At 70.8% G+C, this 25,612-nt stretch carries 20 protein-coding genes; 9 read left to right on the forward strand and 11 right to left on the reverse strand.

The annotated features are described in order from the left end of the window. Positions 1 to 48 precede the first annotated feature (48 nt). Positions 49 to 753 (reverse strand): GntR family transcriptional regulator, encoded by a 705-nt coding sequence (locus ACFYXM_RS13010; protein WP_389289060.1) that lies wholly within the window; start codon positions 751 to 753, stop codon positions 49 to 51. 377 nt (positions 754 to 1,130) lie between these two features. On the opposite strand from ACFYXM_RS13010, the gene ACFYXM_RS13015 reads away from it, so the two are divergent. Then, the gene (locus ACFYXM_RS13015; RefSeq protein WP_389289061.1) at positions 1,131 to 3,461 is read left to right on the forward strand and encodes a collagenase; all 2,331 of its coding nucleotides are present in this window, start codon (positions 1,131 to 1,133) and stop codon (positions 3,459 to 3,461) included. Here the strand turns inward: ACFYXM_RS13015 and ACFYXM_RS13020 are convergent. Both ACFYXM_RS13020 and ACFYXM_RS13025 read right to left on the reverse strand, forming a co-directional pair. After that, complete coding sequence (locus ACFYXM_RS13020) at positions 3,442 to 3,894, reverse strand: FAD-binding protein (protein WP_389289109.1); 453 nt, start codon at positions 3,892 to 3,894, stop codon at positions 3,442 to 3,444. The two genes, ACFYXM_RS13015 and ACFYXM_RS13020, sit on opposite strands and share 20 nt — an antisense overlap. After that, positions 3,878 to 5,257, reverse strand: a complete 1,380-nt coding sequence (locus tag ACFYXM_RS13025) for an aminopeptidase P family protein (protein WP_389289062.1) — start codon at positions 5,255 to 5,257, stop codon at positions 3,878 to 3,880. Before ACFYXM_RS13025 ends, ACFYXM_RS13020 begins: the two co-directional genes overlap by 17 nt. 172 nt (positions 5,258 to 5,429) lie before the next feature. Between ACFYXM_RS13025 and ACFYXM_RS13030 the strand changes: the two genes are divergently transcribed. The 8 genes from ACFYXM_RS13030 to ACFYXM_RS13065 all read left to right on the forward strand — a co-directional run bounded on the left by ACFYXM_RS13030 (position 5,430) and on the right by ACFYXM_RS13065 (position 15,584). Next, positions 5,430 to 7,778: a collagenase gene (locus ACFYXM_RS13030; protein ID WP_389289063.1), complete on the forward strand. Its 2,349-nt coding sequence runs from the start codon at positions 5,430 to 5,432 to the stop codon at positions 7,776 to 7,778. 183 nt (positions 7,779 to 7,961) lie between these two features. Next, positions 7,962 to 8,462 carry a hypothetical protein gene (locus ACFYXM_RS13035; RefSeq protein ID WP_389289110.1) on the forward strand — a complete coding sequence of 167 codons (501 nt, stop codon included), beginning with the start codon at positions 7,962 to 7,964 and terminating at the stop codon, positions 8,460 to 8,462. 18 nt (positions 8,463 to 8,480) lie between these two features. After that, entirely contained in the window at positions 8,481 to 9,191 is a 711-nt protein-coding gene (locus ACFYXM_RS13040) for a GntR family transcriptional regulator (RefSeq protein WP_389289064.1), read from the forward strand. Positions 9,192 to 9,871: 680 nt separating this feature from the next. Next, the gene (locus tag ACFYXM_RS13045) at positions 9,872 to 11,620 is read left to right on the forward strand and encodes an ABC transporter substrate-binding protein (RefSeq protein WP_389289065.1); all 1,749 of its coding nucleotides are present in this window, start codon (positions 9,872 to 9,874) and stop codon (positions 11,618 to 11,620) included. 10 nt (positions 11,621 to 11,630) lie between these two features. After that, the gene (locus tag ACFYXM_RS13050; RefSeq protein WP_335941642.1) at positions 11,631 to 12,581 is read left to right on the forward strand and encodes an ABC transporter permease; all 951 of its coding nucleotides are present in this window, start codon (positions 11,631 to 11,633) and stop codon (positions 12,579 to 12,581) included. Beyond that, complete coding sequence (locus tag ACFYXM_RS13055; protein WP_389289066.1) at positions 12,578 to 13,564, forward strand: ABC transporter permease; 987 nt, start codon at positions 12,578 to 12,580, stop codon at positions 13,562 to 13,564. Before ACFYXM_RS13050 ends, ACFYXM_RS13055 begins: the two co-directional genes overlap by 4 nt. Continuing rightward, the gene (locus ACFYXM_RS13060; protein WP_389289067.1) at positions 13,564 to 14,568 is read left to right on the forward strand and encodes an ABC transporter ATP-binding protein; all 1,005 of its coding nucleotides are present in this window, start codon (positions 13,564 to 13,566) and stop codon (positions 14,566 to 14,568) included. Before ACFYXM_RS13055 ends, ACFYXM_RS13060 begins: the two co-directional genes overlap by 1 nt. Then, positions 14,565 to 15,584, forward strand: coding sequence for an ABC transporter ATP-binding protein (locus ACFYXM_RS13065; RefSeq protein ID WP_389289068.1), 1,020 nt, complete (start codon positions 14,565 to 14,567; stop codon positions 15,582 to 15,584). Before ACFYXM_RS13060 ends, ACFYXM_RS13065 begins: the two co-directional genes overlap by 4 nt. A 65-nt stretch (positions 15,585 to 15,649) precedes the next feature. On the opposite strand, the gene ACFYXM_RS13070 is transcribed toward ACFYXM_RS13065, so the two are convergent. The 8 genes from ACFYXM_RS13070 to ACFYXM_RS13105 form a co-directional block, all read right to left on the reverse strand. Next, entirely contained in the window at positions 15,650 to 17,752 is a 2,103-nt protein-coding gene (locus ACFYXM_RS13070) for a prolyl oligopeptidase family serine peptidase (protein WP_389289069.1), read from the reverse strand. A gap of 294 nt (positions 17,753 to 18,046) precedes the next feature. After that, on the reverse strand, positions 18,047 to 19,534 hold the full coding sequence (locus tag ACFYXM_RS13075) for an aldehyde dehydrogenase family protein (RefSeq protein ID WP_389289070.1): 1,488 nt from the start codon (positions 19,532 to 19,534) through the stop codon (positions 18,047 to 18,049). Continuing rightward, positions 19,531 to 20,202: an HD domain-containing protein gene (locus ACFYXM_RS13080; RefSeq protein WP_389289071.1), complete on the reverse strand. Its 672-nt coding sequence runs from the start codon at positions 20,200 to 20,202 to the stop codon at positions 19,531 to 19,533. The genes ACFYXM_RS13075 and ACFYXM_RS13080 overlap by 4 nt, the downstream gene beginning before the upstream one ends. 14 nt (positions 20,203 to 20,216) lie before the next feature. Continuing rightward, positions 20,217 to 21,485 (reverse strand): NAD(P)/FAD-dependent oxidoreductase, encoded by a 1,269-nt coding sequence (locus ACFYXM_RS13085; RefSeq protein ID WP_389289072.1) that lies wholly within the window; start codon positions 21,483 to 21,485, stop codon positions 20,217 to 20,219. Positions 21,486 to 21,490: 5 nt separating this feature from the next. Beyond that, a complete protein-coding gene (locus tag ACFYXM_RS13090; protein ID WP_389289073.1) occupies positions 21,491 to 21,811 on the reverse strand; it encodes a 2Fe-2S iron-sulfur cluster-binding protein in 321 nt (106 codons plus the stop codon). A gap of 23 nt (positions 21,812 to 21,834) precedes the next feature. Beyond that, positions 21,835 to 22,599, reverse strand: a complete 765-nt coding sequence (locus ACFYXM_RS13095; protein ID WP_389289074.1) for an SDR family NAD(P)-dependent oxidoreductase — start codon at positions 22,597 to 22,599, stop codon at positions 21,835 to 21,837. Between the two features lie 5 nt (positions 22,600 to 22,604). Continuing rightward, positions 22,605 to 24,425: a PEP-utilizing enzyme gene (locus ACFYXM_RS13100; protein ID WP_389289075.1), complete on the reverse strand. Its 1,821-nt coding sequence runs from the start codon at positions 24,423 to 24,425 to the stop codon at positions 22,605 to 22,607. A 24-nt stretch (positions 24,426 to 24,449) separates the two neighbouring features. Beyond that, on the reverse strand, positions 24,450 to 25,610 hold the full coding sequence (locus ACFYXM_RS13105; RefSeq protein WP_389289076.1) for a PEP/pyruvate-binding domain-containing protein: 1,161 nt from the start codon (positions 25,608 to 25,610) through the stop codon (positions 24,450 to 24,452). Between the last annotated feature and the right edge of the window lie 2 nt (positions 25,611 to 25,612).

A 25,612-nucleotide genomic window follows, 5' to 3' on the forward strand; every position in this document is an offset into this window, starting at 1 on the left:
TGCCGGGTCCGGGGCAGTACCTCCGGTCGTGCCGGATGAGCCTCGGCGTCAGCGGGAGCCGAGCGTGCGGGCCGGGCGCTCGGCTTCCCGCTTCCGCGCCGCCCACAGGGTCCGCACATGCGCGAGATGGTGGCGCATCTGCTCCTCGGCGCCCTCCGCATCCCCGGCGATCATGATGTCCAGAAGTGCTGTGTGCTCCCGCGCCGACCCCACCAGCGCTCCTTCCTGGGACAGGTCGGCGAGCCCGTAGAGCCGAGAGCGCTTACGCAGGTCGGCCACCGTCTCGAGGAGGCGGGCGTTCCCCGCGAGGGCGAGCAGGCCGAGATGGAAGCTGTGGTCCGACTCCAGGTAGGCGATCAGGTCGCCCCGGTCTGCGGCGGCCACGATCTCCTCGGCCATCGGCCTCAGCGCCTCCAGCTGCTCGCGTGAGGCGGACCGGGTCACGCGGCCGATGGTGGGGATCTCGATGAGTGAGCGGATCTCGGTGTACTCGTCCAAATCGCAGTCGGAGAGTTCGGTGACGCGGAACCCCTTGTTGCGTACCGCCTCGACCAGGCCCTCGCGGGCGAGATCCAGCATGGCTTCGCGCACGGGCGTGGCGGAGACGCCGTATTCGGCGGCCAGCATGGGCGCCGAGTAGATCACGCCGGGCTGCAGGTCTCCCGAGATCAGCGCAGCGCGCAGGGCGTTGGCCACCCGGTCGCGCAGGTGCTCCTGCACGGAGAGGAGTTTGCGGGACTTCAGCCCACTCATACATTTCCTTTCACCGATTTGTCAGTGCGCTATACAATGTCACGTTGCGCGGCACCCAGGAAATGACATGGGACTCGGTTCCCGTGCCTCGTGGTGTCCGATCCGCGCCGTGGCGCCGGGCCCGGCCGGGCCCGGCGCTGCCCAACAGTCGGTCAGCCGTCCAAAGGCCGGGCCATCCACTCCTCGACGCCGTCGGGCGTACGGGGCAGCGCGGCGGAGAGAAGTTCCGCGCCCCGGCAGGGGGCAACCGCAAAGATGTGGGACGGCAATCCGTTCCGGGATCTTCCTGTGCGATGCGACATGTGCCATTTTACATGTCACACATCAATGGCCGCATGTTCAACGTGCGGCCACGACGGCCCCGGAGGCCCCAACAGATGCGCCCCTCCTGGATATCAACGGCCAACGCGCGCAGGCTCCCTGCGCTCGGCGCCGCTTTCTTCATCGCGTTCGGCCTGCTCATGCCGCAGAGCCAGGCCACCCCCGTCGGCGCCGTGCCCCAGGTCGGCGCCAGCGCTGCCGGACCCGTGGCTTCGGCGCCGCGGTCGATCCCGGTCCCCAAGTCGCCCGACGCCACGACCGACGGCTCCGGTTTCAAGATCTCCTCGCAGGACTCCACCGAAGAGTCCGCCCCGGCGGCCGCCCCGACCGCCGAGCCCGTCAAGGCCGGCAAGCGGCTCTCGGCCGCCGCCGACGGGGACGAATGCCGCGACCTGTCCGGAGTGATCAACTCCACGGGCAGCGCGCTGATTCAGCAGCTCAAGGCCCTCCCCGAGGTCACTTGCACCTACCCGCTGTTCAACCTCACCGGCACCGATGCCGGGAAGACGTTCCGCGAGCCCCAGATGGTGACCGTCGCCAACGCGCTGCGCGACGCCTCTGCCGCCTACCCGGGCGACAACAGCACCTCCGTGGGCCAGTTGGTGATGTTCCTGCGCGCCGGCTACTACGTGCAGGACAACCACCAGGATGTCGTCGGTGACTACGGCACGGCGCTGCAGGCCTCGGCCCGCGGCGCGCTGGACGCCTTCTTCGCCGCCCCGCGCAGCAAGGACGTCACCGACGCCAACGGCGATACGCTCAACGAGGTCGTCACGCTGATCGACAGCACCCACGAGGCCGGCCGGTACGCCGGCGTCGTCAAGTGGCTGCTCGCCAACTACGACGCCACCTGGCCGAGCCGGATGACCCTCTCCCTCAAGAACGCCGAGCGCGTCGTCGAGAACGGCTTCGATGCCAGGAACGACGGCCGGGGCTGGCGGGCCGCGCTCAAGGCCGACCCTGCGATCCTCAACACCTGGGCCGACTTCATCACCCGCAACGAGACGCAGCTGAACCGCTTGGACGTCATCAGCAACGTCGGCCGCTTCCTCGGTTACGCCCTCGATGTTCCCGAGCTCAAGGACCGGGTCCGGCCGCTGCTGAAGGACCTGATCAACCGCTACCCGAACGTCGGCCCCACCGCCCCGATCACCATGAACCTGGGCTGGGCCACACGTCAGTACGACAAGGGCAACTGCGCGGCCTACGGCATCTGCGACCTGGGCAGCCGCGTGCTCCCGGTGGTCCTGCCGATCCAGCACACCTGCAGCCCGGGCCTGAAGATCCGCGCCCAGGACATGTCCCCCGGGCAGCTGGCCACCACCTGCACCAGCCTGATCAACCAGGACGCCTACTTCCACCGCGTGATCGGCGACAAGGGCGCGATCCCCGGTGACGTGAACACCGACCTGGAGGTCGTCGCCTTCGACGACTACACCCAGTACTCGCTGTACGCCTGGGCCATCTACGACATCGACGTCGACAACGGCGGCATGTACGAGGAGGGCGACCCGACCAGGCCGGGCAACCAGGCCCGCTTCATCGCCCACGAGGCGTCCTGGCTGCGCCCCAGGTTCGAGATCTGGAACCTCAACCACGAGTACACCCACTACCTCGACGGCCGCTACAACATGGACGGCGACTTCGAGGCCAGCCAGACCACGCCGACCATCTGGTGGGTCGAGGGCATCGCCGAGAACATCTCGTACGGCTACCGCCAGGAGCGTAACGCCGACGCGATTGCCGAGGCCGGTAAGAAGACCTACAAGCTCAGCGAGTTGTTCGACACCGTCTATGGCCAGGACGAGGACTCCGACGTCAACTCGACGCGGGTCTACCGGTGGGGCTTCCTGGCGGTCCGCTACATGCTGCAGGCGCACCCCGCGGATATCGAGACCGTGCTCGGCAAGTACCGCACCGGTGACTGGAACGGTGCCCGCACCTTCCTGAAGCAGACCATCGGCACCAGCTACGACGCCGGCTTCGCCACCTGGCTGACGACCACCTGCGCGACCGACGACTGCGGCCCCCTGCCGGAGGCTCAGTCCACCCCGCTCTGTACCAACGCAGACACGCGCCAATTCGACAAGAACTGCCGACGGGACAACCTCGCGGCCACCACCGGCGACCACAGCAACCACTTCCTGTACCTGCCGGCCGGCGTCCAGCAGCTGACCATCACCAGCACCGGCGGCACTGGCAACGCCGACCTGTACTACAACGGCACCAGCTGGGCCACCACCACCTCGTACCAGGCGAAGTCCACCAACACCGGCAACAACGAGACGCTGACCATCGACAACCCGCCGTCCGGCTGGGTCTACTTCAGCCTCGACGCCGGACAGCAGGACTTCAGCGGCGTGAGCGTCACCACGCAGTACCAGTAGGCCGCTCCACCGGAACCCACCGAGGTCCGCCGAGCAGGGAAGGCCCCGCCAGCGTGACACGGTCGGGAAACGGGGCTTGGGCATGCGTCCCGCCGCCGTCAGGAGGCGGGACGCAGTGCCGGTCCCGCCTGACCATGTCCGGAGCCGGCGGCACCTGGTGCAAGCGCCCGCGAAGCGGGGCGAGGCCCATGAGCTGGGCCGATCCGATCATCACCTTGCCCACGGCGTACAAGCCGCCGATCGGTTTTCCCTCCTCCCGCAGGACACGCAGACGTTGATCTACCGCGAAACCGACGGTGCCGGTGACCAACGCCCCCTGCACTCGGACGGCGCAGAACTGGCCGGCCTCCAGTGGGCCCCAGGAGTTCAGGGAGGCGGTCGAGGGCCGGGCCCCCAGGCCTGGCCCCGGCCCCGGATCAGCCCGCGGCGGAATCCAGCAGGTGCCCCATCCACTCCTCGATGCCGTCGACCGTGCGCGGCAGGGCGCCCGACATCAGGCGGGCGCCGTCCGCCGTGACGACCAGGTCGTCCTCGATGCGCACACCGATCCCGCGCAGCTCGGCCGGGAGGGTCTCGTCGTCCGGCTGGAGGTAGAGGCCAGGCTCCACCGTGAGGACCTGGCCCTCCTCCAGGACGCCGTCCAGGTAGGTCTCCGACCGGGCCTTCGCGCAGTCGTGGACGTCCAGGCCGAGCATGTGACCGCTGCTGCACAGCGTGTACCGCCGATACAGGTCGCCCTCCGCGTTCTTGAGGACACCCCACTCCGCGAGGCCCTCCGCGATCACCCGCATGCCGGCCCGGTGGAAGTCGCGGAAGCTCGCCCCGGGGCGCAGGGCGGCCATACCCGCGTCCTGGGCGGCGAGGACCAGTTCGTATACCTGCCGCTGTACCGGGGAGAAGCGGCCCGACAGCGGCAGGGTGCGCGTGATATCGGCCGTGTACAGGGTGTCGGTCTCCACGCCCGCGTCCAGGAGCAGCAGGTCCTCCCCGTTCAGGCGGCCGTCGTTGCGGATCCAGTGCAGGACGCACGCGTGCGCGCCGGAGGCGGCGATGGTGTCGTAGCCGGTGCCGTTGCCCTCGGCCCGGGCGCGCAGGCCGAAGACCCCCTCGATCCACCGCTCCCCGCGCGGGTGTCCCAAGGCGTGCGGCAGCGCCCGTACGACGTCCTCGAAACCGGCGGTCGTGTGGTCGACGGCCAGTTGCAGCTGGCCGACCTCCCACGCGTCCTTGACCAGGCGCAACTCGGACAGGGCGGCGGCCAGTTCGGCGTCGGTGGCGGCGTCGCGGCCCACCGGTGAGCCGAGTGCGTCCAGGTGGGCGCAGCGGATGCCGGTGAGGCGCTCGGCCTCCGCCAGGTCGGGGCGGCGGCCCACCCAGAACTCCCCGTAGCGGCGGTCCCGGTAGAACTCCTTGTTCCCGTCCGCCCGCGGCGAGCGCGGCCGCAGGTAGAGGACCGCCTCGTGTGCGTGCGGTCCCGACGGTTCCATGACCAGGACGTGGCCCACCTGGTCCTCGCCGGTCAGCCCGGTCAGCCACGCGTACGCGCTGTGCGGGCGGAAGCGGTGGTCGCAGTCATTGGAGCGGACCTTCAGTTCACCGGCCGGAACGATCAGCCGCTCGCCCGGGAAGCGGGCCGAGAGCCGGGCCCGGCGGGCCGGGGTGAGGTCGTGGCCGGGGACCCGCGCCGCGTCCGGCAGCGGGGACGGGGTCCAGTTCCCCGCCATGAATCGGGACAACTCCGGTGACACCGGCAGGTCGTGGCTGCCGGTGTGGAGACGGGAGGAGGTGTCGGTCACGGAGGCTCCCTCGAGAAGACGTGGACTGGTGGGCGCACAGGCATTGTCAGTGCAATTTCACATTACTATGTTACACCTCACACCGTGGCGCGTTAATCCCCGTCAAACGCCGCGTGACACAGGGCAGTTACCGCACCCCCCCCACCTCACCCTCTCCAACCAGGAGTTCTCGGTGTTCAAGCACAGAGCCGTGCGCTCGTCTCTCCTCGCCTCCGCCGTAGCCGTGACCCTCCTCGTCACCGCCGGGCAGGCCACCACGCAGGCCGCGGAATCGGGGACCGCCGCCGGTCCGGCCGCCGCCACGGCGACCGCCACCTTCTCCTCCGGGGCCCCAGCCGCGAACCCCTTCGACGAGGTCGACCGCCTCGCCACCGCGCAGGAGCACACCCCCGCGCCCGCCCCCGCCCCTGGCGGGGCCGCCCTGGCCGGGCAGGTCCCGGGCGCGGCGACGCCCGCCACCGCGCCCGCCGCGCGCACCGCACGCAGCCTCGCCGGCGCCGTTCCCTGCACCCTCGACGGAATCACCGGTCTGCCCCCGGAGCAGTTCGCCGACTTCCTCGCCGACCAGGCGGTCCTCGCCGACGGCTGTCTGCGGAACCTCATCTGGACCTGGGACGCCCGCCTCGCCCCCGTCATGTCCGACGCGCACGTCCAGGCCGTCTCCCGCCGCATATCCGGCCTGGCCGCCGCCCACGACGGCCGCAACTCCTCCCACCTGGAGGAGATGTTCACCTACCTGCACGCGGTCGCCTACCACGACTTCTCACGCGACGAGATCGACATCACCGACGCCCCGACCACCGCCGCGATCCGCAGGGCCATCGACGACTTCGGCAACGCCGCACGCACCTTCGACATCACCCCCTCCAACGCCCGCACCCTGCGCGAGGCCCTTTACGCCGCAGGCCCCGGCCTGCGCCGGCACCAGCTCGGCCTCATCAAGAAGGTCCTCGCCACGATGGACCCGGCCCACCCCGCCACGAACCTCGACCCCGCCTGGGCCGGTGCCGTCCTCGCCGCGCTCTCCACCAACTATCTCGGCGTCTACCCGGGCAACCAGGACACCGCCTTCCATGCGGCCGTCTCCGCCGACCCCGCCTACCGGGCCGCCTTCAAGGCCTTCGCCGACTACACGCACCTCAAGGGCACCGGCAATGCCTGGGTGGCCCGTGACGCGCTGGGCGAGTACGGCCGCTTCGGTCAGATCCAGGGCCTGCGGGGCCAGATCACTGCAGACCTCGGCGCCCTCCTGGAGCCGGTCGAGGCGGGCTTCGGCAACGGCAGCGAGCAGTGGGCCAAGCTCGTCTCCTGGCTGAACTTCTACGAGGCGTGCAAGCCGTACGGCGTGTGCAAGGAGGACATCGAGAAGCAGCTCTTCCCCTACACCTACTCCTACGACAACGGCGGCATCAAGGTGCGCACCGCACTCGACCGGGCCACCGTCGACCAGCTGTACTACGCGAGCAAGCAGGTCAAGTCGCAGTACCACCGGGTGCTCGGCACCGACCGGCCGCTCGCCGACGACCCCAACAGCACGCTCAACATCGTGCTGTACGCCTCCCGTGCCGACTACGAGAACTACCACCCCATCCTGACCGGCTACGACACCAACAACGGCGGCATCTATATCGAGAACGGCGCCACCTTCTACACCTACCAGCGCCGCGTCCCCCAGGACTCCTCGCTCACCCTGGAAGAGCTCTTCCGACACGAGTACACGCACTACCTCAACGGCCGCTACGCCGTCCCCGGCTCCTTCGGCGAGGGCCCCTGGTACGAGAGCGACCGTACGACCGCCATGGACGAGGGCACCGCCGAATTCTTCGACGGCGCCACCCGCGACAACGGCATCGCGGTGCGCAAGTCCTTGGTCAAGAGCATCATCAGCGACACCGCCGGCGGCGGCCCGCGCATGACCGTCGAGCAGCTCCTGAACGCCACCTACGACGGCGACGGCTTCCGCTTCTACAGCTACGCCGGCACGTTCTTCGAGTTCCTGTGGACCGAGAAACCGGCCCTGCTGCGCGAGATGTACACGCACCTGCGCAACAACGACGTGGCGGCGTACGACTCCTGGCGCCGCCGGATGGGCGCGGACACCTACCTCCAGCGCGACTACGACCGCTTCCTGACCACGCAGATCGCCAAGGTCGATCAGCTGTACGTGCCCAACACCTCCTTCACCCCCAACGAGCAACTGCGCGACGCCGCCCTCGCCCCGGTGAAGGCAGCCTTCGCCACGGCCACGTACAACACCCCGGACTGCGTGGAGAACGGGGACCCCGGCAAGCGCCGCTTCACCTGCACCGGGCGAATCACCGCGAACCTGGAGAACTGGCGCAACGACGACCAGAACTTCAAGGACATGTCCGAGACGGTCGACTACTTCATCCTCGACCGGGCGGGCGCGGCCTCCAACAACCTGGCCGACATGAACTGTTCCTTCGGTCCCGTGGAAATCTGGACCAACAAGGTCGCCGGGACGTCGAGTTACAGCTGCGAGGGCCCGCTCCGCAGCTGATCCGCACCGGATTCCGGCCCTGACGGACCCGCCCCGGAACGGGGGCGGGTTCGCCCAGGGCAAGCTCTGGAGAATGTGACATATTACTGCTGTGCTCACGCCGGACACTCCGTGGACACCGTGATCGTCGGCGTCGGAGCGGCCTGCGCCTGCTACGCCGCCCGCGCCGGACTCACCGTGGCGGTGGTCGACCGCGGCCCGGTCGCCGGCGGAACCACCGGCGCCGGCGAGGGCGACCTGCTCGTCTCCGACAAGGAGCCCGGCCCGGAGCTCGACCTCGCCCTGTACTCGCTCGGGCTGTGGCGCGAACTCGCCGCCCTCCTCCTGCAGGAGATCGAGCACGAGGCCAAGGGCGGCCTCGCCGTCGCCCCCGACCCGGGCTTCGCTCGACGCCCTGCGCCACTTCGCCGAAAGCCAGGGCAAGGCCGACGTCGAAGCCGCCGAGGCGGGGCCGGTCGACCTGGGCGGAGGGTGCGACCGGGCCCGGCCACATCACGGGCACCCTCGCCTGCCTCGTGCACGGGAGGATCCCGGCGGGCGGGGCGCGAGGTCGTCCACAGCTCTTCAAGAGCGCGGGCATGGCCTGGGAAGATCTTGCCGTGGCGGTCGCACTGTTCGGGGCCGCCGAGGCTCATGGCGAAACGTGACATTGTACGCTGGGCCCTGCACGTCGGCGGGTGGTGAGGGCTCTCGGAGGAAGTAATGGGCGAGCTGAAGCAGCGCAGTCTCATCAAGGCCCGGGAACGACTCCGCGACCAGGTCGGCCACGCCCTCCGCGCGGCCCTGATAGCGGGCGAACTGCGCCCGGGCAGCGTCTACTCGGCGCCCGGTCTCGCCGCCGAGCTCGGAGTCTCGGCCACTCCCGTGCGCGAGGCCATGCTCGACCTCGCGCGGGAGGGCCTGGTCGAGCCGGTCCGCAACAAGGGGTTCCGCATCACCGATGTCAGCGAGCGCGACCTCGACCAGTACACCGAACTGCGCACGATGATCGAGGTCCCCACCATCGGCCGGATCACGAAGATCGCCACGGCGGATCAGCTGGAGGCCCTGCGCCCCATCGCCGAGGAGATCGTCACCAGCGCCCGCGAACACAACCTGATCGGCTACCTGGAGGCGGACCGGCGCTTCCACCTCACCCTGCTCGGCCTCGCGGGCAACGACCGCCTCGTCGAGACCGTCGGCGACCTGCGCAAGCGCTCCCGCCTCTACGGTCTGACCGGCCTGGACGAGGCCGGCAAGTTGGTCTCCTCGGCGGAGGAGCACGTCGAGCTGCTCGACATCATGCTCACCGGTGATGCCGGGGCCGCCGAGGCGTGCATGCTGCGCCACCTCGGCCATGTCCGCTCGCTGTGGGCCCAGGGCCGCGACGAGCCGGTCGGCCGGCCGACCGGAGGCCTTGGCTCGAGGATGTGACGGATCAATAGACTGCGTCGAAAGGGTGCGGACATCTCGGTGTCTGCACCCTTTCGATCAACTTCTGCTGGTTCGGGAACAGAGCTTTCCAAGCCGATGCGCCGCGCTCGCGCCGTCGCCGTGGCCGCCGGAGCCCTGCTGACAGTCTCCACGCCGACCCAGGCCGCCGCCGCGGGTGTGTTCCTGATGGACCCGTCCACCGGGGCCGAGCTCTTCTCCAAGGAGGCGACACCAAGCGCCGGATGGCGAGCACCACGGAGATCATGACCTGCGCGGTGGTCATCACCCGGTCGAAGTTCGACCTCGACCGGAAGGTCACCGTCCAAGAAGGAGTGTCTGGACTGCGCCGTGGAGTGCTACGTGGACTTCATGACGCTGTCGGGCTGGGCGCTCGGCCCGGCCGTAGGCTCCAAGGCCGCGCTTCAGCGCGGCAGCACCGAGCCGATCCCGGACGCCCTGGACTGACGGGCCCGGTGAGGACCGCCCGCCTCACGGTACCGGCGCTGACGCACCGTCCGGGACGGTGGGCGTTCCGCTGTCCGGGCTCACCCGACCACCCCTGAACCGAGCCGATTTGGGCACGGCTGGATAACGGCGGTGCGAACCTCTTGTGCAGTGCAATTTCACATTACTATGTTACCGGTCACATCCTAGAGCGCGGCCCTTCACTGGAGTGACCCATGACCAAGCGCACCCAACTCGCCCTCGCCACCGCCCTGGTGGCGACACTCGCACTCGGCGCCTCGGGCTGCTCCGACCCCAAGAAGGGCTCTGCGGGCAACGGCGCCGCAGGCGCCAACCCCGCTGCCGTCAACGAGGGCAAGATCGTCGGCGGGACCCCGGTGAAGGGAGGGACCCTCACCGTCCTGTCCAACCAGGACTTCTCCCACCTCGACCCCGCACGCAACTGGGTCATGCCGACCATGGACTTCGGCACCCGCCTCCTCTACCGCACGCTCGTCACCTTCAAGGCCGAGCCCGGCAAGGGCGGCAGCGAACTCGTCCCGGACCTCGCCACCGACCTCGGTACCCCCTCCAACGGGGGCCGGACCTGGACCTTCACCCTCAAGGAAGGCGTGAAGTACGAGGACGGCTCACCGATCAAGGCCCAGGACATCAAGTACAACGTCGAGCGTTCCTTCGCCCCCGACCTCACCGGCGGACCCGACTACGCCGCCCAGTACCTGGCCGACACCAAGGGCTACAAGGGCCCCCTCAAGGGGCAGCACCTCGACTCGGTCAAGACCCCCGACGACCGCACGATCGTCTTCGAACTCAAGCGGCCCGTCGCCGAGTTCTCCGCCACCACCACCCTGCCGACCTTCGCGCCCGTGCCCGCCTCCCAGGAGAAGGGCACCCAGTACGACGCCCGCCCCTTCTCCTCCGGCCCGTACAAGATCGAGAAGTACGACCGCGACAAGAAGCTCGTGCTCGTCCGCAACGAGCACTGGGACCCGAAGACAGACACCGTCCGCAAGGCTTACCCCGACAAGTTCGTTGTCGTCATGGGCCTCAAGGGCGGCCAGATCGACGACCGCATCATCGCCGGCGAGGGCGCCGACGCCTCCGCCGTCCAGTACTCCGACATGAGGCCCGAGAGCGCCCCCAAGGTACTGCCCAAGGCCGACGTCAAGACGCGCATGCTCGCCGAGTCCCAGGGCTGCACCGAGATGCTCCACCTCAACAACTCCCGCGCCCCCTTCGACGACCCCAAGGTCCGCGAAGCCATGCAGTACGCCGTCGACAAGGAGGCCGTGGTCACCGCGGGCGGCGGACCGGCCCTCAACGAGGTGGCCACCGCCTACCTGCCCCCGGCCCTCTCCGGCGGCGAGCAGGCCGACACCCTGAAGATCGCCCCCTCCGGCGACCCGGCCAAGGCCAAGGAACTGCTCAAGGCCGCCGGCAAGGAGACCCTCAAGGTCTCCCTCGCCGTCTCCACCGGCGACAAGGGCAAGGCCGAAGCCATCCAGCAGGGCCTGGCCCGCGCCGGCGTCGAGGTCGTCGTCGACACCATCGACCCGGGCGCCTACTACGACGTCATCGGTGACCTCTCCACGACCCCCGACATGACGCTCACCGGCTGGTGCCCCGACTACCCCTCCGGCTCCACCTGGATCCCCTTCGTCTTCGACGGACGCACCATCAAGGAGAAGGGCAACCAGGGCAACAACGCCCAGTTCCGCGACGAGGCGACCATGAAGCGGATCGACGAGATCAACGCCATGGCCGACGCTCAGCAGGCCAACCAGGCATGGATCGACCTCGACGCCGAGATCATGAAGAAGTCCCCGTCCATCCCGGTCCTGCTGAAGCGCAAGCCGCTGCTCGTCGGCGCCAACATCGCGGGCGCCTACGGCCACCCCGTCTGGACCGGCACGATCGACTACGCCACGGTCGGCCTCAAGGACCCGTCCAAGAGCAGGGGCTGACGGGCCCGCCATGACCGCCACCGCATCCGCCCCCGCAGCCCGCGAGGTGAAGGAGGCCCTGCCGGGCAGCAGCCCCTGGCAGCTCGCCCGGCGGGAGCTCCGCCGCCGCCCCGCCGTCCGCGTCAGCCTCTGCGTCGTCCTCCTCTTCGTCCTGATGGCCGCCACTGCCCCCTGGCTGGGCTCGCTCGGCGGCTGGTCCCCCGAGGAGTTCGACAAGTCCGCCGTCGACCCCTACCTCGGCGGCCAGCCCCTCGGCTCCTTCGGCGGGATCAGCCCCGAGCACTGGCTCGGCGTCGAACCCGTCACCGGCCGCGACCTGTTCGCCCGCGTGGTCCACGGCGCCCAGATCTCCCTCCTCATCGCCTTCGCCGCCACCGCCATCGTGGTCGTCGCCGGAACCGCCGCCGGGATCGCCGCCGGCTACTTCGGCGGCCGCACCGACGCCGTCCTGTCCCGGCTGATGGACCTGACCATGTCCTTCCCGTCCCTCATCTTCATGATCGCGATGCTGTCCGTCGCCAAGGACGTCAACCGCATCCTCCTCATGACCGCAGTGATCGGCGTCTTCGGCTGGCCCGGCGTCGCCCGCGTCGTCCGTGGCCAGACCCTCTCCCTCAGACACCGCGAGTACGTGGACGCCGCCCGCGTCGGCGGCGCCGGCTCCTGGCGGATCCTGACGCGCGACATCCTCCCCGGCGTCTCGGGCCCCGTCATCGCCTACACCACCCTGCTCATCCCCGGGATGATCAGCACCGAGGCCGCCCTCAGCTACCTCGGCGTGGGCGTGCGCCCGCCCACCCCCTCCTGGGGCCAGATGATCGCCGAGTCCGTCGCCTTCTACGAGACCGACCCCATGTACTTCGTCATCCCGAGTGTCTTCCTCTTCCTCGCCGTGCTCGCCTTCACCCTGCTCGGCGACGCCCTGCGCGACATCCTCGACCCGAGGGGCGGCCGCACGTGATCCTCTACCTCGCCCGCCGCCTGCTCGCCCTCTCCGGCGTGCTCCTCGCCATCGCCGCCGTCACGTTCCTCATCTTCTACGTCCTGCCCGCCGACCCGGCCGCGGCCGCCTGCGGCAAGACCTGCAGCGCCGAGCGCCTCGCCGACGTACGCGCCTACCTGGGCCTCGACCAGCCCCTGTGGCGGCAGTTCGCCGACTTCCTCACCGGCATCTTCACCGGCCGCACCCTCGGCACCGGCCAGTACGCCGTCGCCTGCGACTTCCCCTGCCTGGGCTATTCGTACGAGAACTCCCTGCCCGTGTGGGACCTGCTCATGGACCGGCTCCCGGTCTCCGCCTCCCTCGCCCTCGGCGCCGCCGCCCTCTGGCTCCTCCTCGGCCTCGGCGCCGGCGTCACCGCCGCCCTGCGCAAGGACACCGTCACCGACAAGGCCCTGATGGTCGGCGCCGTCGCCGCTGCCTCCCTGCCCGTCTACTTCACCTCCGTTCTGCTCATCTACGGGGTCATCCGCGTCGCCGGACTCCTGCCCTACCCCACCTACCAGGCCTTCTCCGACGACCCGCTCGCCTGGGCGACCAACCTGCTGCTGCCCTGGACCGCCCTCGCCCTGCTCTACGCAGCCATGTACGCCCGCCAGAGCCGCGGCTCCATGATCGAGGCCATGGCCGAGCCGTACATCCGCACCGCCCGCGCCAAGGGCATGCCCGAGCGCACGGTCGTCGTCAAACACGGGCTGCGCTCCGGAATGACCCCGATCCTCACCATCTTCGGCATCGACCTCGGCGGGCTGCTGGCCGGAGCTGTCATCACCGAGTCCATCTTCGGGCTCCCCGGCATCGGCCGGCTCTTCTACGGGGCGCTGGTCAGCTCCGACCAGCCCGTCGTTCTCGGCGTCACCCTGCTCGCCGCCTTCTTCATCGTCGTCGCCAACCTCGTCGTCGACCTCCTGTACGCCGTCGTCGACCCGAGGGTGAGGTACTGATGGACGCTCCGCTCTTGGAGGTACGCGATCTGCGCGTCACCTTCACCACTCCGCGCGGCACCGTACGGGCCGTCGACTCGCTCGGCTTCACCGTCGAGGCCGGCCGCACCCTCGGCATCGTCGGAGAGTCCGGCTCCGGCAAGTCGGTCACCTCCCTCGCCGTCATGGGTCTGCACCGGGCCGGGGCCGAAGTTGCAGGCTCCGTAAGGCTGTCCGGCCGGGAGCTGACGGGCCTTTCCGAGCGGGAGCTCTCCCGGGTCCGCGGCCGCAGCATGGCCATGATCTTCCAGGACCCACTGTCCAGCCTGCACCCCTACTACACGGTCGGCGAGCAGATCGCCGAGCACTACCGGGTGCACTTCAAGGCCCGCCGTGCCGCCGCCCGCAAGCGGGCGGTCGACATGCTCGGCGAGGTCGGCATCCCCGAACCCGCCCGCCGGGCCGGGGAGTACCCGCACCAGTTCTCCGGCGGCATGCGCCAGCGCGCGATGATCGCCATGGCCCTGGCCTGCGAACCCGAACTGCTCATCGCCGACGAACCCACCACCGCCCTCGACGTCACCGTGCAGGCCCAGATCCTGGAACTGATCGCCCGCCTCCAGCAGGAGCGCGGCCTCGGCGTCGTCATGATCACCCACGACCTGGGCGTCGTCGCCCGCGTCGCCCACGAGGTGCTGGTCATGTACGGCGGCCGGGCCGCCGAACAGGCCCCGGCCGATGCCCTGTTCGCCGACCCCGCCCACCCCTACACCCGGGGGCTGCTCGACTCACTGCCCCGCCTCGACACCGCCGACGACGTGCCGCTGCCCTCCATTCCCGGCTCCCCGCCCTCCTTGCTCATCCCGGCGCCCGGCTGCGCGTTCGCACCCCGCTGCCCGCGCGCCGCCGGTCCCTGCGCCGACGTACGCCCCGAGCTCCTGGCCCACGGGGACACGAACGGGCCGGCGCGGACGGTGGCCTGCCACCACGCCGGCTCCCAGGCCGCCGAGGAGGCTGCCCGATGACCACCACCACCGCCACCACCGCCACCACCGGGACGGACACCTCGGCCGCCGGACCGCTGCTGTCCGTACGGGATCTCACCATGACCTTCCCGGGGAGACGGACCGCGACCGGGCGCCGGGGGGCGCCCGTGCGCGCCGTCGACGGGGTCTCCTTCGACCTGGCGGCCGGGCAGACCCTCGGCCTCGTCGGGGAGTCCGGCTGCGGGAAGTCCACCACCGGCCGCATGCTCGTACGGCTCCTGGAGCCCACCTCGGGCCGGATCGCCTTCGACGGCCGGGAGATCAGCCGGATCTCGCAGCGGGCCCTGCGGCCGCTGCGCCGCGACATCCAGATGGTCTTCCAGGACCCGCACTCCTCCCTCAACCCCCGCCAGACCGTGGCCCGGATCATTGCCGACCCGCTGTTGGTACAGGGCCGGAGCGCTGCCGACGCCCGTCGGCGCGCGGCCGAGCTGATGGAGCTGGTCGGCCTGATCCCCGAGCACATCGACCGCTACCCGCACGAGTTCTCCGGCGGCCAGGCCCAGCGCATCGGCATCGCCCGGTCGCTGGCCACCGGCCCCCGGCTGATCGTGGCCGACGAGCCGGTGTCCGCCCTCGACGTCTCCGTCCAGGCCCAGATCGTGAACCTGATGGAACGGCTCCGCGCGGAACTCGGCCTCGCCTACGTGTTCATCGCGCACGACCTCTCGGTGGTCAAGCGGGTCAGCGACCGCGTCGCCGTCATGTACCTCGGCCGGATCGTCGAGATCGGAGACAAGAAGTCCCTCTACGAGAACCCCCAGCACCCCTACACACGAGCGCTGTTGTCCGCCGTACCCCTGCCCGACCCGGCGGCGGAACGACGCAGGGAGCGGATCGTGCTGCTCGGCGACCCGCCGAGCCCGGCCGCCCCGCCCCCGGGCTGCACCTTCCACCCGCGCTGCCCCAAGGCGCGGGAGATCTGCCGCACCGAGCGGCCGTTGCTGCAGCTCGCCGCCTCGCGCGAGGTGGCGTGTCACTTCCCGGGTGACTGACGGGGAACACGGGAAGAAGGAGGCAGGGCCCCGGGGACGCCTTCGTCCCCGGGGCCCTGCCGTCGTCACCGTGGTCCCGGGCGCTGCAGCCCGAGTTCGCGGCGGAAGAACTCCAGCTCCAGCGCCATCACCTTCTCCCGGGTCCCGCCCGGGGTCATGTGGGTGACACCGGGCAGGGCGAGCAGCTGGTGCGGGCGGCCCGCGTCGGTCAGGGCCTGCGAGAGCCGCAGGGTGTGCGAGGGGTGCACGTTGTCGTCGGCCAGGCCGGTGACCAGCAGCAGCGGTCGCGACAGCGCGGCGGCGTCGGGGATGAGGGAGTCCCGTTCGTACACCTCGGGGTTCTCCTGGGGCAGGCCCAGGTACCGCTCGGTGTACGCCGTGTCGTAGTACCGGAAGTCGGTCGGCGCGGCCCCGGCCGCCGCGGCGTGGAAGACGTCCGGGCGGCGGAGCACCGCCATCGCCGCCAGGTAGCCGCCGTACGACCAGCCGCGGATGCCGACCCGGCCGAGGTCGAGGTCGGGGTGGCGGGCGGCCAGCGCGTGCAGCGCGGCGACCTGGTCCTCCAGGGTGACCTCGGAGAAGCCCCGGTACATGGCGTGGGTGTGGGCGGGGGAGACGTACGCGGTCCCGCGGTTGTCCACGGTCACCACCGCGAAGCCCTGGTCGGCCCACCACTGGCGGTGCTGCCAGCGGCGCGGCTCGGCGCAGACGTCCTGCATGCCGGGGCCGCCGTAGCTGTCCATGAGGACGGGCAGCCGCGTGCCGGGGACGTGGTCGCGGGGCAGGACCAGGGCGGTGGGGACGGCGTGCTCGGTGACACGCTCCAGGACGGGCTCGACCCGGTACGGCAGCGGCTGCGACAGGTCGGCGGGGCGCAGCTCCCGGCCGTCGGCGGTGCGTACGGTGTGCCGGATCCCGTCGGCGTCGGCGGTGGTCAGCAGCAGGCTCCCGGAGCCGGCCCGGACGCTGTGCACCCCGGGCCCGTCGGCGAGCGGGGTGAGGGCACCGGTGGCGGGGTCGAGGAGCAGCACCTGCTGTTCGGCGGGGTCGTGCTGCCCGGCCTCGATCAGCAGCCGCCCCTCGTGGACGCCGGCCACGGCACGCACCTGGATGCCGTCGCCGGTGAGCAGGACCCCGTCCACCGCGAGGGCGCGGGCGGTTCCGCCGGGGGTGTCGGCTGCGGTCAGCATCCGTCCGTCGGGGAGGCGGGCCGGGGTGCCGGGGAGGAGCGGGTCCACCCAGTGGGGGTGCGTGGTCCGTGACAGCTCCCGGGTCCTGCCGGTCGCCGGGTCGGCGGAAAGCAGGAGCACGGTCTGCTGGAGCCGGTCCTGGACGGTCAGCAGGATCTCGTCCGCCGCTTCCCACCCGGCGTCGGAGACGTACGGGTACGTCCCGGCGTCCCACTCCAGCCGGGTCCGCGCGCCGTCCGGGCCCAGTACCCACAGCTCGACGCGGGCATTGGGGCCGCCTGCCTCGGGGTACGCGAAGTCCTCGCCCGGGAGCTCCGGGCGCGCCGGGTCGGCGAACCAGCGTCGGGGGAGGGCGGATTCGTCGACGCGGGCGGCGAGCAGGGTGACCCCGTCGGGGGACCACCAGTGACCGCGGGAGCGGCCCAGCTCTTCGGCGGCGGCGAATTCGGCGAGCCCCCAGCGGGCTCCGTCGGCGGGGCTGACGCGGCCGCCGGGAGCGACGTGGAGGGCCTCGCCGCTGACGTACGCGGTGCGGGAGCCGTCGGCGTTGGGGCGGGGGTCCACGGCCGGACCGGCGGTGGGTATCTCCTCGGGGCCGCGGGTGGAGGCGGTGGAGACATTGGCCTGGACTCCATAGAGCCGTCCGTAGAGGGCGAAGACGGCGCGTCGGCCGTCACCGGAGAGGGCGTAGCCCCCGATGCCGGTGGCGACGAGCCGGATCCGCTCGCGCAGCCTGCGTTCGGCGAGGGGGAGGGGGCCGGGGAGGTCGCCCGGCCCGGTCCACAGGGCGCGGGGGTCGGCGAGCAGGGTCTCGGCGCCAGTGGCGGTGTCGAGAACCCAGAGGCTGTCGACGGGGTCCGTGGGACCGGTGGAGCGCAGGAACCAGAGGAGGCGGCCGTCGTCCCCGAAGGAGAAGGCGCGAGGGGCGCCGTGGGTGAACCTGGCGGTGCTCGCGGAGAGTCTGAGGAAGTCATCCATGATTGTAGTGTCACATGTGAAATACCACATTGAAGCTGCAGTCCGGTGTCGATCTTGTCCACCATGTGCAGTCCCACTGCTTCGATGGCGGTCAGCAGTTCGCTACGCGTCCTGGGCCCGAGGCGTTCGGCGAACCCGGGGCGGTTCACACGGTGCCACTACCGACACCACCGACCGGCCGGTTCCCGGGTGCCGAACGCCACCGTCTCGGCCTCGGCTCGCAGCACCGTGCGGACCTGTTCCTCCTGTCTCCGCGAAGGCCGCGTTGCGGCCAGAACCCCTCGGAGGGCGGCCTCAGCCGAGACGGCGGTGGATCGACTTGAAGGTGATGTACTGCGCCAGCCCTTCGATGCCGTACTCCACACCGAGCCCGGAATCGTGTCGTCCGCCGAAGGGCGCGTTGTGGTTGGAGGCGAAGAAGTTCACACCGACGGATCCGGTGTCCATGCGCTCCGCGACCGCCTGCGCGGCTGCGGGATCGGCGGAGAAGACGACGCCACCGAGTCCGAAGGACGTGTCGTTGGCGAGGCCGACGGCCTCGTCGAGGTCGTCGTAGCGCAGGATGCTCACCACGGGGCCGAAGACCTCCTCCCGGGCGACCCGCATGTCGGGTGTGACATCGGCGAACACCGTCGGCTGGATGAACCACCCCTGGTCCGTGTCCGCGGGGCGCCCGCCGGTGGTGGCGCGGGCTCCCTCCGCGTGCGCGGAGTCGAGATGGCCTCGCACCACGTCGTACTGCGCTTGCGACGCCATCGGCCCGAACACGGTCTCCTCGTCGAACGGGTCGCCCTGCGGCGCGTCGGCCACCACGCGCGTGACCATGTCGACCACCTCGTCGTAACGGGACGAGGGGGCCAGGACGCGGGTGGAGATGTAGCAGGTCTGCCCGGTGTTGCGCAGGCAGGTGCGGATCAGCGCAGGGGCCATCCGCTCCAGGTCGGCGTCCTCCAGGACGATCGCCGAGGACTTGCCGCCGAGTTCGAGGGTGACGGGCCGGAGCAGCTCCCCGCAGGCGGCCGCGATCCGGCGCCCGACCGGGGTCGAGCCGGTGAAGGCGACCTTGGCGGTCAGCGGGTGGCGGACCAGCCGGTCGCCGACCTCGCCGCCGCCGGTCACGAGGTTGACCACCCCGGCCGGGACCCCGGCCGCGGCGCAGGCCTCGACGACGAACCGGATCGAGAGCGACGTGCCGGGCGCGGGCTTCATGACCACCGTGCAGCCGGCGAGCAGGGCGGGCGCCAGCTTGACCACCATCAGGTTGACCGGGAAGTTCCACGGTGCGATCAGCACGCAGGGACCCACGGGATCCTTGCGCACGACGGACTCGGCGCCTCCCGCCGGGAACGGCCTGACGTCCTCGTCCTCCAGCCAGGACGCCAGCCCGGCGACGTGCCGCAGGATGCCGGCGGCGTTCGCCGCGGCCCCCCGGGTCTCGCCGATCGGCGAGCCGTTCTCGAGTGTGTTCGTCACGGCCGTCCCGGCGGCACGGGCCTCCAGTTCGTCGGCGATCCGGCGCAGCAGCGCCGCACGCTCCGACGGCGTGGTGCGGGCCCACGGCCCCGTGCGGAAGGCCCGGTCGGCGGCGGCGAGCGCGGCGTCGACGTCCTCGGCGGAGCAGTCGGGGACGGCGCCCCACTCGCGGCCCGTGGCCGGGTCGATCTGCGGCAGGCGGGCCGCGGAGGTCGAGCGGACCCAGGCGCCGTCGACGTAGTAGTCGTCGGTACGGGTCCACCGCGGCACGGGCCGGGCCGGGGACGGCGCGGCGCCGGTGGCGTTCACCTGATCACCTCCGTCTTCAACAGGGCGCGGGAGCGCTCCAGTTCGGCCGTGGCCATGGCGATGGCCGGGGCGGTGAGCAGCTCGGGGATGATCTCCGCCTCCAGGCGGTCGCTGTAGACGGCGGGGTCCATGCGGAACCAGCCGGAGGCCAGCGCGATTCCGGCGTGGTCGAACCGCCACAGTCGGTCGGCGTCGCGGACCAGGGCGTCCTCCAGCGAGTAGGCCTCCCGCCGGGTGTCGTGGCCGTCGATGATGTCGCAGACCTGGCGCACGAACTCCTCGTCGTAGCCCAGCGGGGGCAGCACCTCGCGGGCGATGGCGCAGCCCTGGCGCTCGTGCTCGAAACGGATCTCCGCCCTGCGCCAGTCGCCCGAGAACCCCTCGGAGAGGATGCGGTCCTCATCGACCCTGCCCCATCCGGTGTCGTGGAGTTGTATGGCCACCCGCACCAGCAGCCGGTCTGCCTGGGGGAAGGCATCGCACAACCGCTCGGCGTAGGCGAGGGAGATCGGCAGATGGATGTCGTTGCCGCGGGTGCGGGTCTCCGGAACGACCGCCTTCCAGATGGGGTCGAGGTCCTCGCCGGGAGCCGGGGTCAGTGAGATCGGTGAGACGTCGACCGGCCCCGACCCGGGGATCGGACGCGCGGCGGGCAAGGTGGTGGGCATGGGGGAGCCCCTCCTCAGTCGGCATCGACCGGAGCGGTCGGCTGGACGGTCACGGATTTGAGTGGCACGGACGGGTCGGCGGCGGCCCCGAACGGGATGGACAGGCCCTTGCCGAGGGCGTTGCGGACCGCCATGAAGTCCATCGGATGGTTGACGCAGTCCGCGGCGACGACACGGTCGCCGCGGTAATACAGCACGCTGTGCCTGCCGCGCTCGGCGTCGGCGCGGATCAGGGTGCGGTCGTGGCCGGCGGACAGCCCGGCGATCTGGAGCTTGATCTCGCCCTGGTTGGACCAGAACCACGGAATGCCGGCGTATTCCTCCTGGCGGCCGGTGATCGCGTACGCCGCCACCTTGGCCTGCTCGATGGCGTTGTTGACGCTCTCGAACCGGACGCGGTCGCCCTCGGGCGCGCCCGGCACCGGATTGGGCAGGTTCGCGCAGTCGCCGACCGCCACGGTGATCCCGTCGGAGGCCAGCGCGCAGGCGTCGACGCGGACGCCGTTGTCGCAGACCAGGCCGATCGACTCGGCCAGCTCGGTGTTGGGGGTCACACCGACGCCGACCAGCACCAGGTCGGCGGGCACGACGCGGCCGTCCGCGAGTTCCACGCCGCCCACCCGGTCGCCGCGCGGAACGATCCGGCGGACAGCGGCGTCCAGCACGACGTCGATGCCGGCGGCGCGGTGGTGGTCGAGCAGGTACGCCGAGGTCGCGTCGCCGACGGCGCGCGCGACCAGCCGCGGCGCCGCCTCCAGCAAGGTGACGGTGCGTCCCATCCTGTTCAGCGACGCGGCGGCCTCGATGCCGATGAACCCGCCGCCGATCACGACCACGTCGCGCACGTCCGGCACCCGGGCCTTCAGTTCCAGGGCGTCGTCGGCGTTGCGCAGGTAGAGCACGCCGGGCAGGTCCACGCCGTCGAGCAGCAGTCTGCGCGGCCGCGCGCCGACGGCGAGGGCGAGGCGGTCGAAGGCGAACCGGGCTCCGGACATGGAGTGGGCCGTGCCCGAGCCGTCGTCGCGCTTGTCGATCCGGATGACCCGTTCGTTCTTCACCACGTCGATGCGGTGTTCGGCCCAGTAGTCCTGGGTGCGGAACATGAGGGACTCGTCGGTGATCTCGCCCTGCAACCATTCCTTGGACAGGGCGGGCCGCTGGTAGGGGCGATGGTTCTCGTCACCGAGCAGCGTGATCGGTTCCTCGTGGCCGAGTGCGCGCAGCGACGTCGCCAGGGAGACGCCGGCCTGCGAGGAGCCGATGATGAGCAGTCCGTCGGCCATGACTCTCACACCTGGGTGGCGGGGGTGGCCACCCGCAGGTCCATGGCGTCGGCCACCTTGAGCTGGCAGGACAGGCGGGAGTTCGGGCGCCGGTCCTCCGCGGTGCCCCAGAGCATCTCGTCCTCCATCTCACCCATCGGCGGCAGCGAGGCGAGATCGGCCTCTTCGACGTAGACGTGGCAGGTCGCACACGACAGCGAGCCGCCGCACTCCGCGACGATGCCGGGAACGCCGTTGCGGACGGCGGTCTCCATGACCGAGTCGCCGACGTTGGCGTCCACGGTGCGGCAGTCCCCGGCGGTGTCGGTGTAGGTGACCTTCGGCATGGCTTCTCCTCCTGGTTGTCGAGTCAGATGAACTGGCGGCCGCCGTCGACGACCAGGGTCTGCCCGGTGACGAAGGCGCTGTCGGGGCCGGCGAGGTAGAGTGCGGCGCCGACGACGTCCTCCGGACGGCTGGCCCGCCGCAGCGCGCCGCGGTCGACGCCGTAGGACTCGGCGTCCTCGATCAGGCCGCGGCTGGCCTCGGTGAGGGTGAAGCCCGGCGCGATCGCGTTCACGGTGATCGAGCGCCGCCCGAGCTCCTTGGCCATCACCCGGGTCAGGGCGATCACGCCGCCCTTGGAGGCGACGTAGTGCGCCCAGTTCTCCGAACCGCTGTAGACCGTGGCCGAGGAGAGGTTGACGACCCGTCCGCCCTCGGGCAGGTGCGGGCTCACCGCCCGGGTCATCAGCCAGGGGCCCTTGAGGTTGACCGCCATCACCAGATCCCACTCCGCCGGGTCGATCTCCTCCAGCGGGGACCGGGTGACGGCGCCGTAGACGGCGGCGTTGTTGACCAGGACGTCGATCGCACCGCCGCCGAAGTCCGCGACCAGGGCGGCTGCTGCCACCGTGCTCGCCGGGTCGGTGACGTCGACCCGGCCGTGCCAGGCGTCGGCGCCTGCGGCCTCGACCAGGCGCGCGGTCTCCTCGGCCCCGTCCGGGTCGAGGTCGCAGGCCGCGACCCGGTAGCCGCGGCCGGCGAAGCCGAGGGCGAAGGCGCGGCCCAGACCGCCCGCCGCACCGGTCACCAGGACGGTGCGGGCGGGCGACTGGTGCGTGGGAAGCGTCATGATGTTCAGCTCTCCAGGATCTCGACGCGCCCGGCGTTGCCGTCGACGCGGAGGCGCTGTCCGGTGCGGATCGTGGCGGACGCCGAACCGGTGCCCGTCACGGCGGGCAGGCCGTACTCGCGGCAGACGATCGCCGCGTGGCTCATCATGCCGCCGATGTCGGTGACGGTCGCCCTGATCCTGCCGAAGATCGGTCCCCAGGACGGCGCGGTGATCGTGGCGACGAGGATCTCGCCCTCCTGGACCTCGCCCAGCTCGTCGGCGGAGGTGATCACGCGGGCGATGCCCTCGACCACGCCCGGGGACGCGGCCATGCCGGTGATCGCCCCGTCGGCGGCGCTCTCGTCGCCGTCCAGCCACTGCTGCACCTGCTCGGTGGTGATGCCGTAGAGCATCATCGTGAACGGCTCGGTGATCTGCGCCGGCGGCGTGTTGAGCGCGGGCTGCGGGCGCCGGGAGGAGAGCGCGTCGATGATGCGGCGACGCCGCTCGATCTCGGCCGGCCAGTAGTGCGGGCCGGTCGACTCGGCGCCGACCGCCCAGCCGGTGACCAGGTCGAAGATCGCGTCGCGGACCTCGTTGCGGTTGAGGTAGAGCATGTCGGCGGGGTCGGCCCAGAAACCGGCCCCGACGAAGACCCGGGCCAGCTCGCGCACCTTGCGCCAGAACACGCCCATCGTCCAGTGCTCGATGTAGAAGTTGTGGTTCTCCACGTACGGGTAGGCGGTGGCCGCGAGCTCGCGCTTGGCGTCGAACTGCTCGCGCAGCTCGCCCTGGAGCGCGTCGCGGTACTCCTCGACGATCCGCTCCTTCTCGGCGGCCAGCTGCTCCACCGGGCGCATGATCTCCTGGCCCTCGTCGATGCGGCGGATGTAGTCCTTGATGTAGCCGAGCGGTATCTCCTGGTGCTCCAGCCAGTACTTGTCGTGGCCGTAGAAGCCGTTGCCGACGGTGAAGTTGAACCACGGGTCCTGAGCCGCTTGGTAGGCCGCGACCCATTCCTCGCCGCCCGCTTCGCGGACCGCCCGCAGGGTGCCCTCGACGTCGTCGGGGTTCTCGAAGGCCGGCTGGAGCCCCGACCGGACGGCCTCGGTCGCGAGCCGCTTGAGCTCGTCGTCGGGCCGGAACAGCTCCATGTCGACGCCCTGCACCATCTTGGCGATGGCCTGGTCGGGGATGCCCGGGAAGGCCTCCTTGCAGAAGCCGAAGAAGTCGAGGTAGGCGAGGTAACCGAGGTTCAGGAACTCGAAGTGGTACTGCCAGTTGCGGTAGAGCAGCGCGATCAGGCGGTCGTAGTTCTCCATCAGCGTCTGGGAGCCGTCCATCGCCTTGCCGGAGACGATGTCGTCGAACGGCACCATCGCCGGCAGCGCCTCGAAGCGCAGCTCCTCCATCTCGTCGATGGTGGCACGGACCTTGGCGTGCCAGGCCTCCAGCAGGCTGTCCCAGTTCTGGAAGTAGTGGCCGGCGCGGCGTTCGAACTCCGGTACCCGGGCCGGGATCTCCTCCGGCGGCACGGCCACGGGGCTCATGTAGAGGTACCCCAGATGGATCTTGAACTCGATGCCGTTGGCCGGCGGGATGAGCAGGTGCCTGGTGTTGTACTGCCCGAGGCACTTGACCGCGAACTCGCCACCGATGGTCTCGAACGGCTTGAACACGGTGGGCCAGTGCTGGCTGTCGCAGAACCAGAACTTGTCGTCGCCGCCCGGCGCGTTGTCGAAGACGAGGTTGTACGGGTAGAGCTGCTCCCAGCCCTCCGCTCCCTCGGGCACCTCGATCTCGGATGGCTTCGGGAAGGACTTCATGGTCTGTTCGGTGGTCACGCTCGGATCCTTTGCGGGAGCGGCTCAGCGGCCGATGAGGGAGGAGGTGATGCCGGCCATGGAGAAGCCGGGCGTGCGCGTGATCGTGGGGGCCGGGTCGGTGGGCGCCGGCGCGAGGACCGGCGCCGTCACGGTCGGTGCCGCGGGGAGGGAGATCGCCGGGATCGATGTCGCGGACGCCGGGGGCGCGGCGGCCCGGGGACCGGAGTGGACCGTCTCCGGACGGGACTGCAGCAGCAGAAGGTTCTCCCCGTCGGGCAGATCGGAGTCGATGGCCCACTCGATGTCCTGCGGGGTGCCGTAGTGCTTCTCGGCCCGCTTGGCCATGACCGCCACCGCGCGCAGCTCGGCGTCGGACAGGCAGCGGACCGCGCGGCGCTCCGGCTCGACCTCCCGCTCGACCAGCCGGCCGGGCCGCGGGTCCGGCACCAGCTCGGCGTGCTTGTCGCCGATGTGCTCGCGGACCACGGTGAGCATGATCTTGTCGAGCAGGATGTTGTCAGGGGTCACCTGTCCCGAGACGACCATCTCGCCGACCCCCCAGGAGGCGTCCACGACGATCTTGGAGCGGTCGCCGTTCGAGGGGTCCAGGGTCATCGCGACGCCGGCGGTGCGGGCGTTCACCATCTTCTGCACCGCGACCGCCATCGACAGGTCGTCCTCGGGAATGCCCTTGCGCAGACGGTAGGTGATGGCGCGGCTGGTGTAGAGCGAGGCCCAGCAGCGCCGGACGTGCTCGCTGACCGCCTCGTAGCCGGTGAGCCACAGGTAGGTGTCCTGCTGGCCGGCGAAGCTGGCGTCGGGCAGGTCCTCGGCGGTGGCGGAGGAGCGGACCGCGACCGGCACCGCGGCGTCGAACCGTGACATCAGCCGCTCGTAGGCCTCGCCCAGGACGCCGTGCATGTCCTCGGGCACGTCGCGCGACTCGATCGCGTTCCGGATCCGTGCCGAGATCCGGTCGACGCACTCGACGTCGTCGGGGTCGATCTCGGCGAGGCGGGCGCGGATCTCGTCGCGCAGCCCGCTGCCGTCGACGAAGCGGTCGAAGGCGGTGGTGGTCACCGCGAAGCCGGGGGGCACCGGCATCCCCGCCGAGGTCATCGAGACAAGCGAGGCGCACTTGCCGCCGAGCAGTTCGAGCGAGGGCTCGTGCCCGCTGTCGAAGAAGACGATGAAGTCACTCACGG

The sequence above is a fragment of the Streptomyces sp. NPDC002476 genome (assembly GCF_042889785.1).
Taxonomy (GTDB): domain Bacteria; phylum Actinomycetota; class Actinomycetes; order Streptomycetales; family Streptomycetaceae; genus Streptomyces.

What these genes read in the sequence shown, in the direction of transcription:
- ACFYXM_RS13010 (WP_389289060.1), bottom strand. Translation starts at nt 753, where the DNA reads ATGAGTGGGCTGAAGTCCCGCAAACTCCTCTCCGTGCAGGAGCACCTG.
- ACFYXM_RS13015 (WP_389289061.1), top strand. Translation starts at nt 1,131, where the DNA reads ATGCGCCCCTCCTGGATATCAACGGCCAACGCGCGCAGGCTCCCTGCG.
- ACFYXM_RS13040 (WP_389289064.1), top strand. Translation starts at nt 8,481, where the DNA reads ATGGGCGAGCTGAAGCAGCGCAGTCTCATCAAGGCCCGGGAACGACTC.
- ACFYXM_RS13045 (WP_389289065.1), top strand. Translation starts at nt 9,872, where the DNA reads ATGACCAAGCGCACCCAACTCGCCCTCGCCACCGCCCTGGTGGCGACA.
- ACFYXM_RS13050 (WP_335941642.1), top strand. Translation starts at nt 11,631, where the DNA reads ATGACCGCCACCGCATCCGCCCCCGCAGCCCGCGAGGTGAAGGAGGCC.
- ACFYXM_RS13060 (WP_389289067.1), top strand. Translation starts at nt 13,564, where the DNA reads ATGGACGCTCCGCTCTTGGAGGTACGCGATCTGCGCGTCACCTTCACC.
- ACFYXM_RS13065 (WP_389289068.1), top strand. Translation starts at nt 14,565, where the DNA reads ATGACCACCACCACCGCCACCACCGCCACCACCGGGACGGACACCTCG.
- ACFYXM_RS13070 (WP_389289069.1), bottom strand. Translation starts at nt 17,752, where the DNA reads ATGGATGACTTCCTCAGACTCTCCGCGAGCACCGCCAGGTTCACCCAC.
- ACFYXM_RS13080 (WP_389289071.1), bottom strand. Translation starts at nt 20,202, where the DNA reads ATGCCCACCACCTTGCCCGCCGCGCGTCCGATCCCCGGGTCGGGGCCG.
- ACFYXM_RS13085 (WP_389289072.1), bottom strand. Translation starts at nt 21,485, where the DNA reads ATGGCCGACGGACTGCTCATCATCGGCTCCTCGCAGGCCGGCGTCTCC.
- ACFYXM_RS13090 (WP_389289073.1), bottom strand. Translation starts at nt 21,811, where the DNA reads ATGCCGAAGGTCACCTACACCGACACCGCCGGGGACTGCCGCACCGTG.
- ACFYXM_RS13095 (WP_389289074.1), bottom strand. Translation starts at nt 22,599, where the DNA reads ATGACGCTTCCCACGCACCAGTCGCCCGCCCGCACCGTCCTGGTGACC.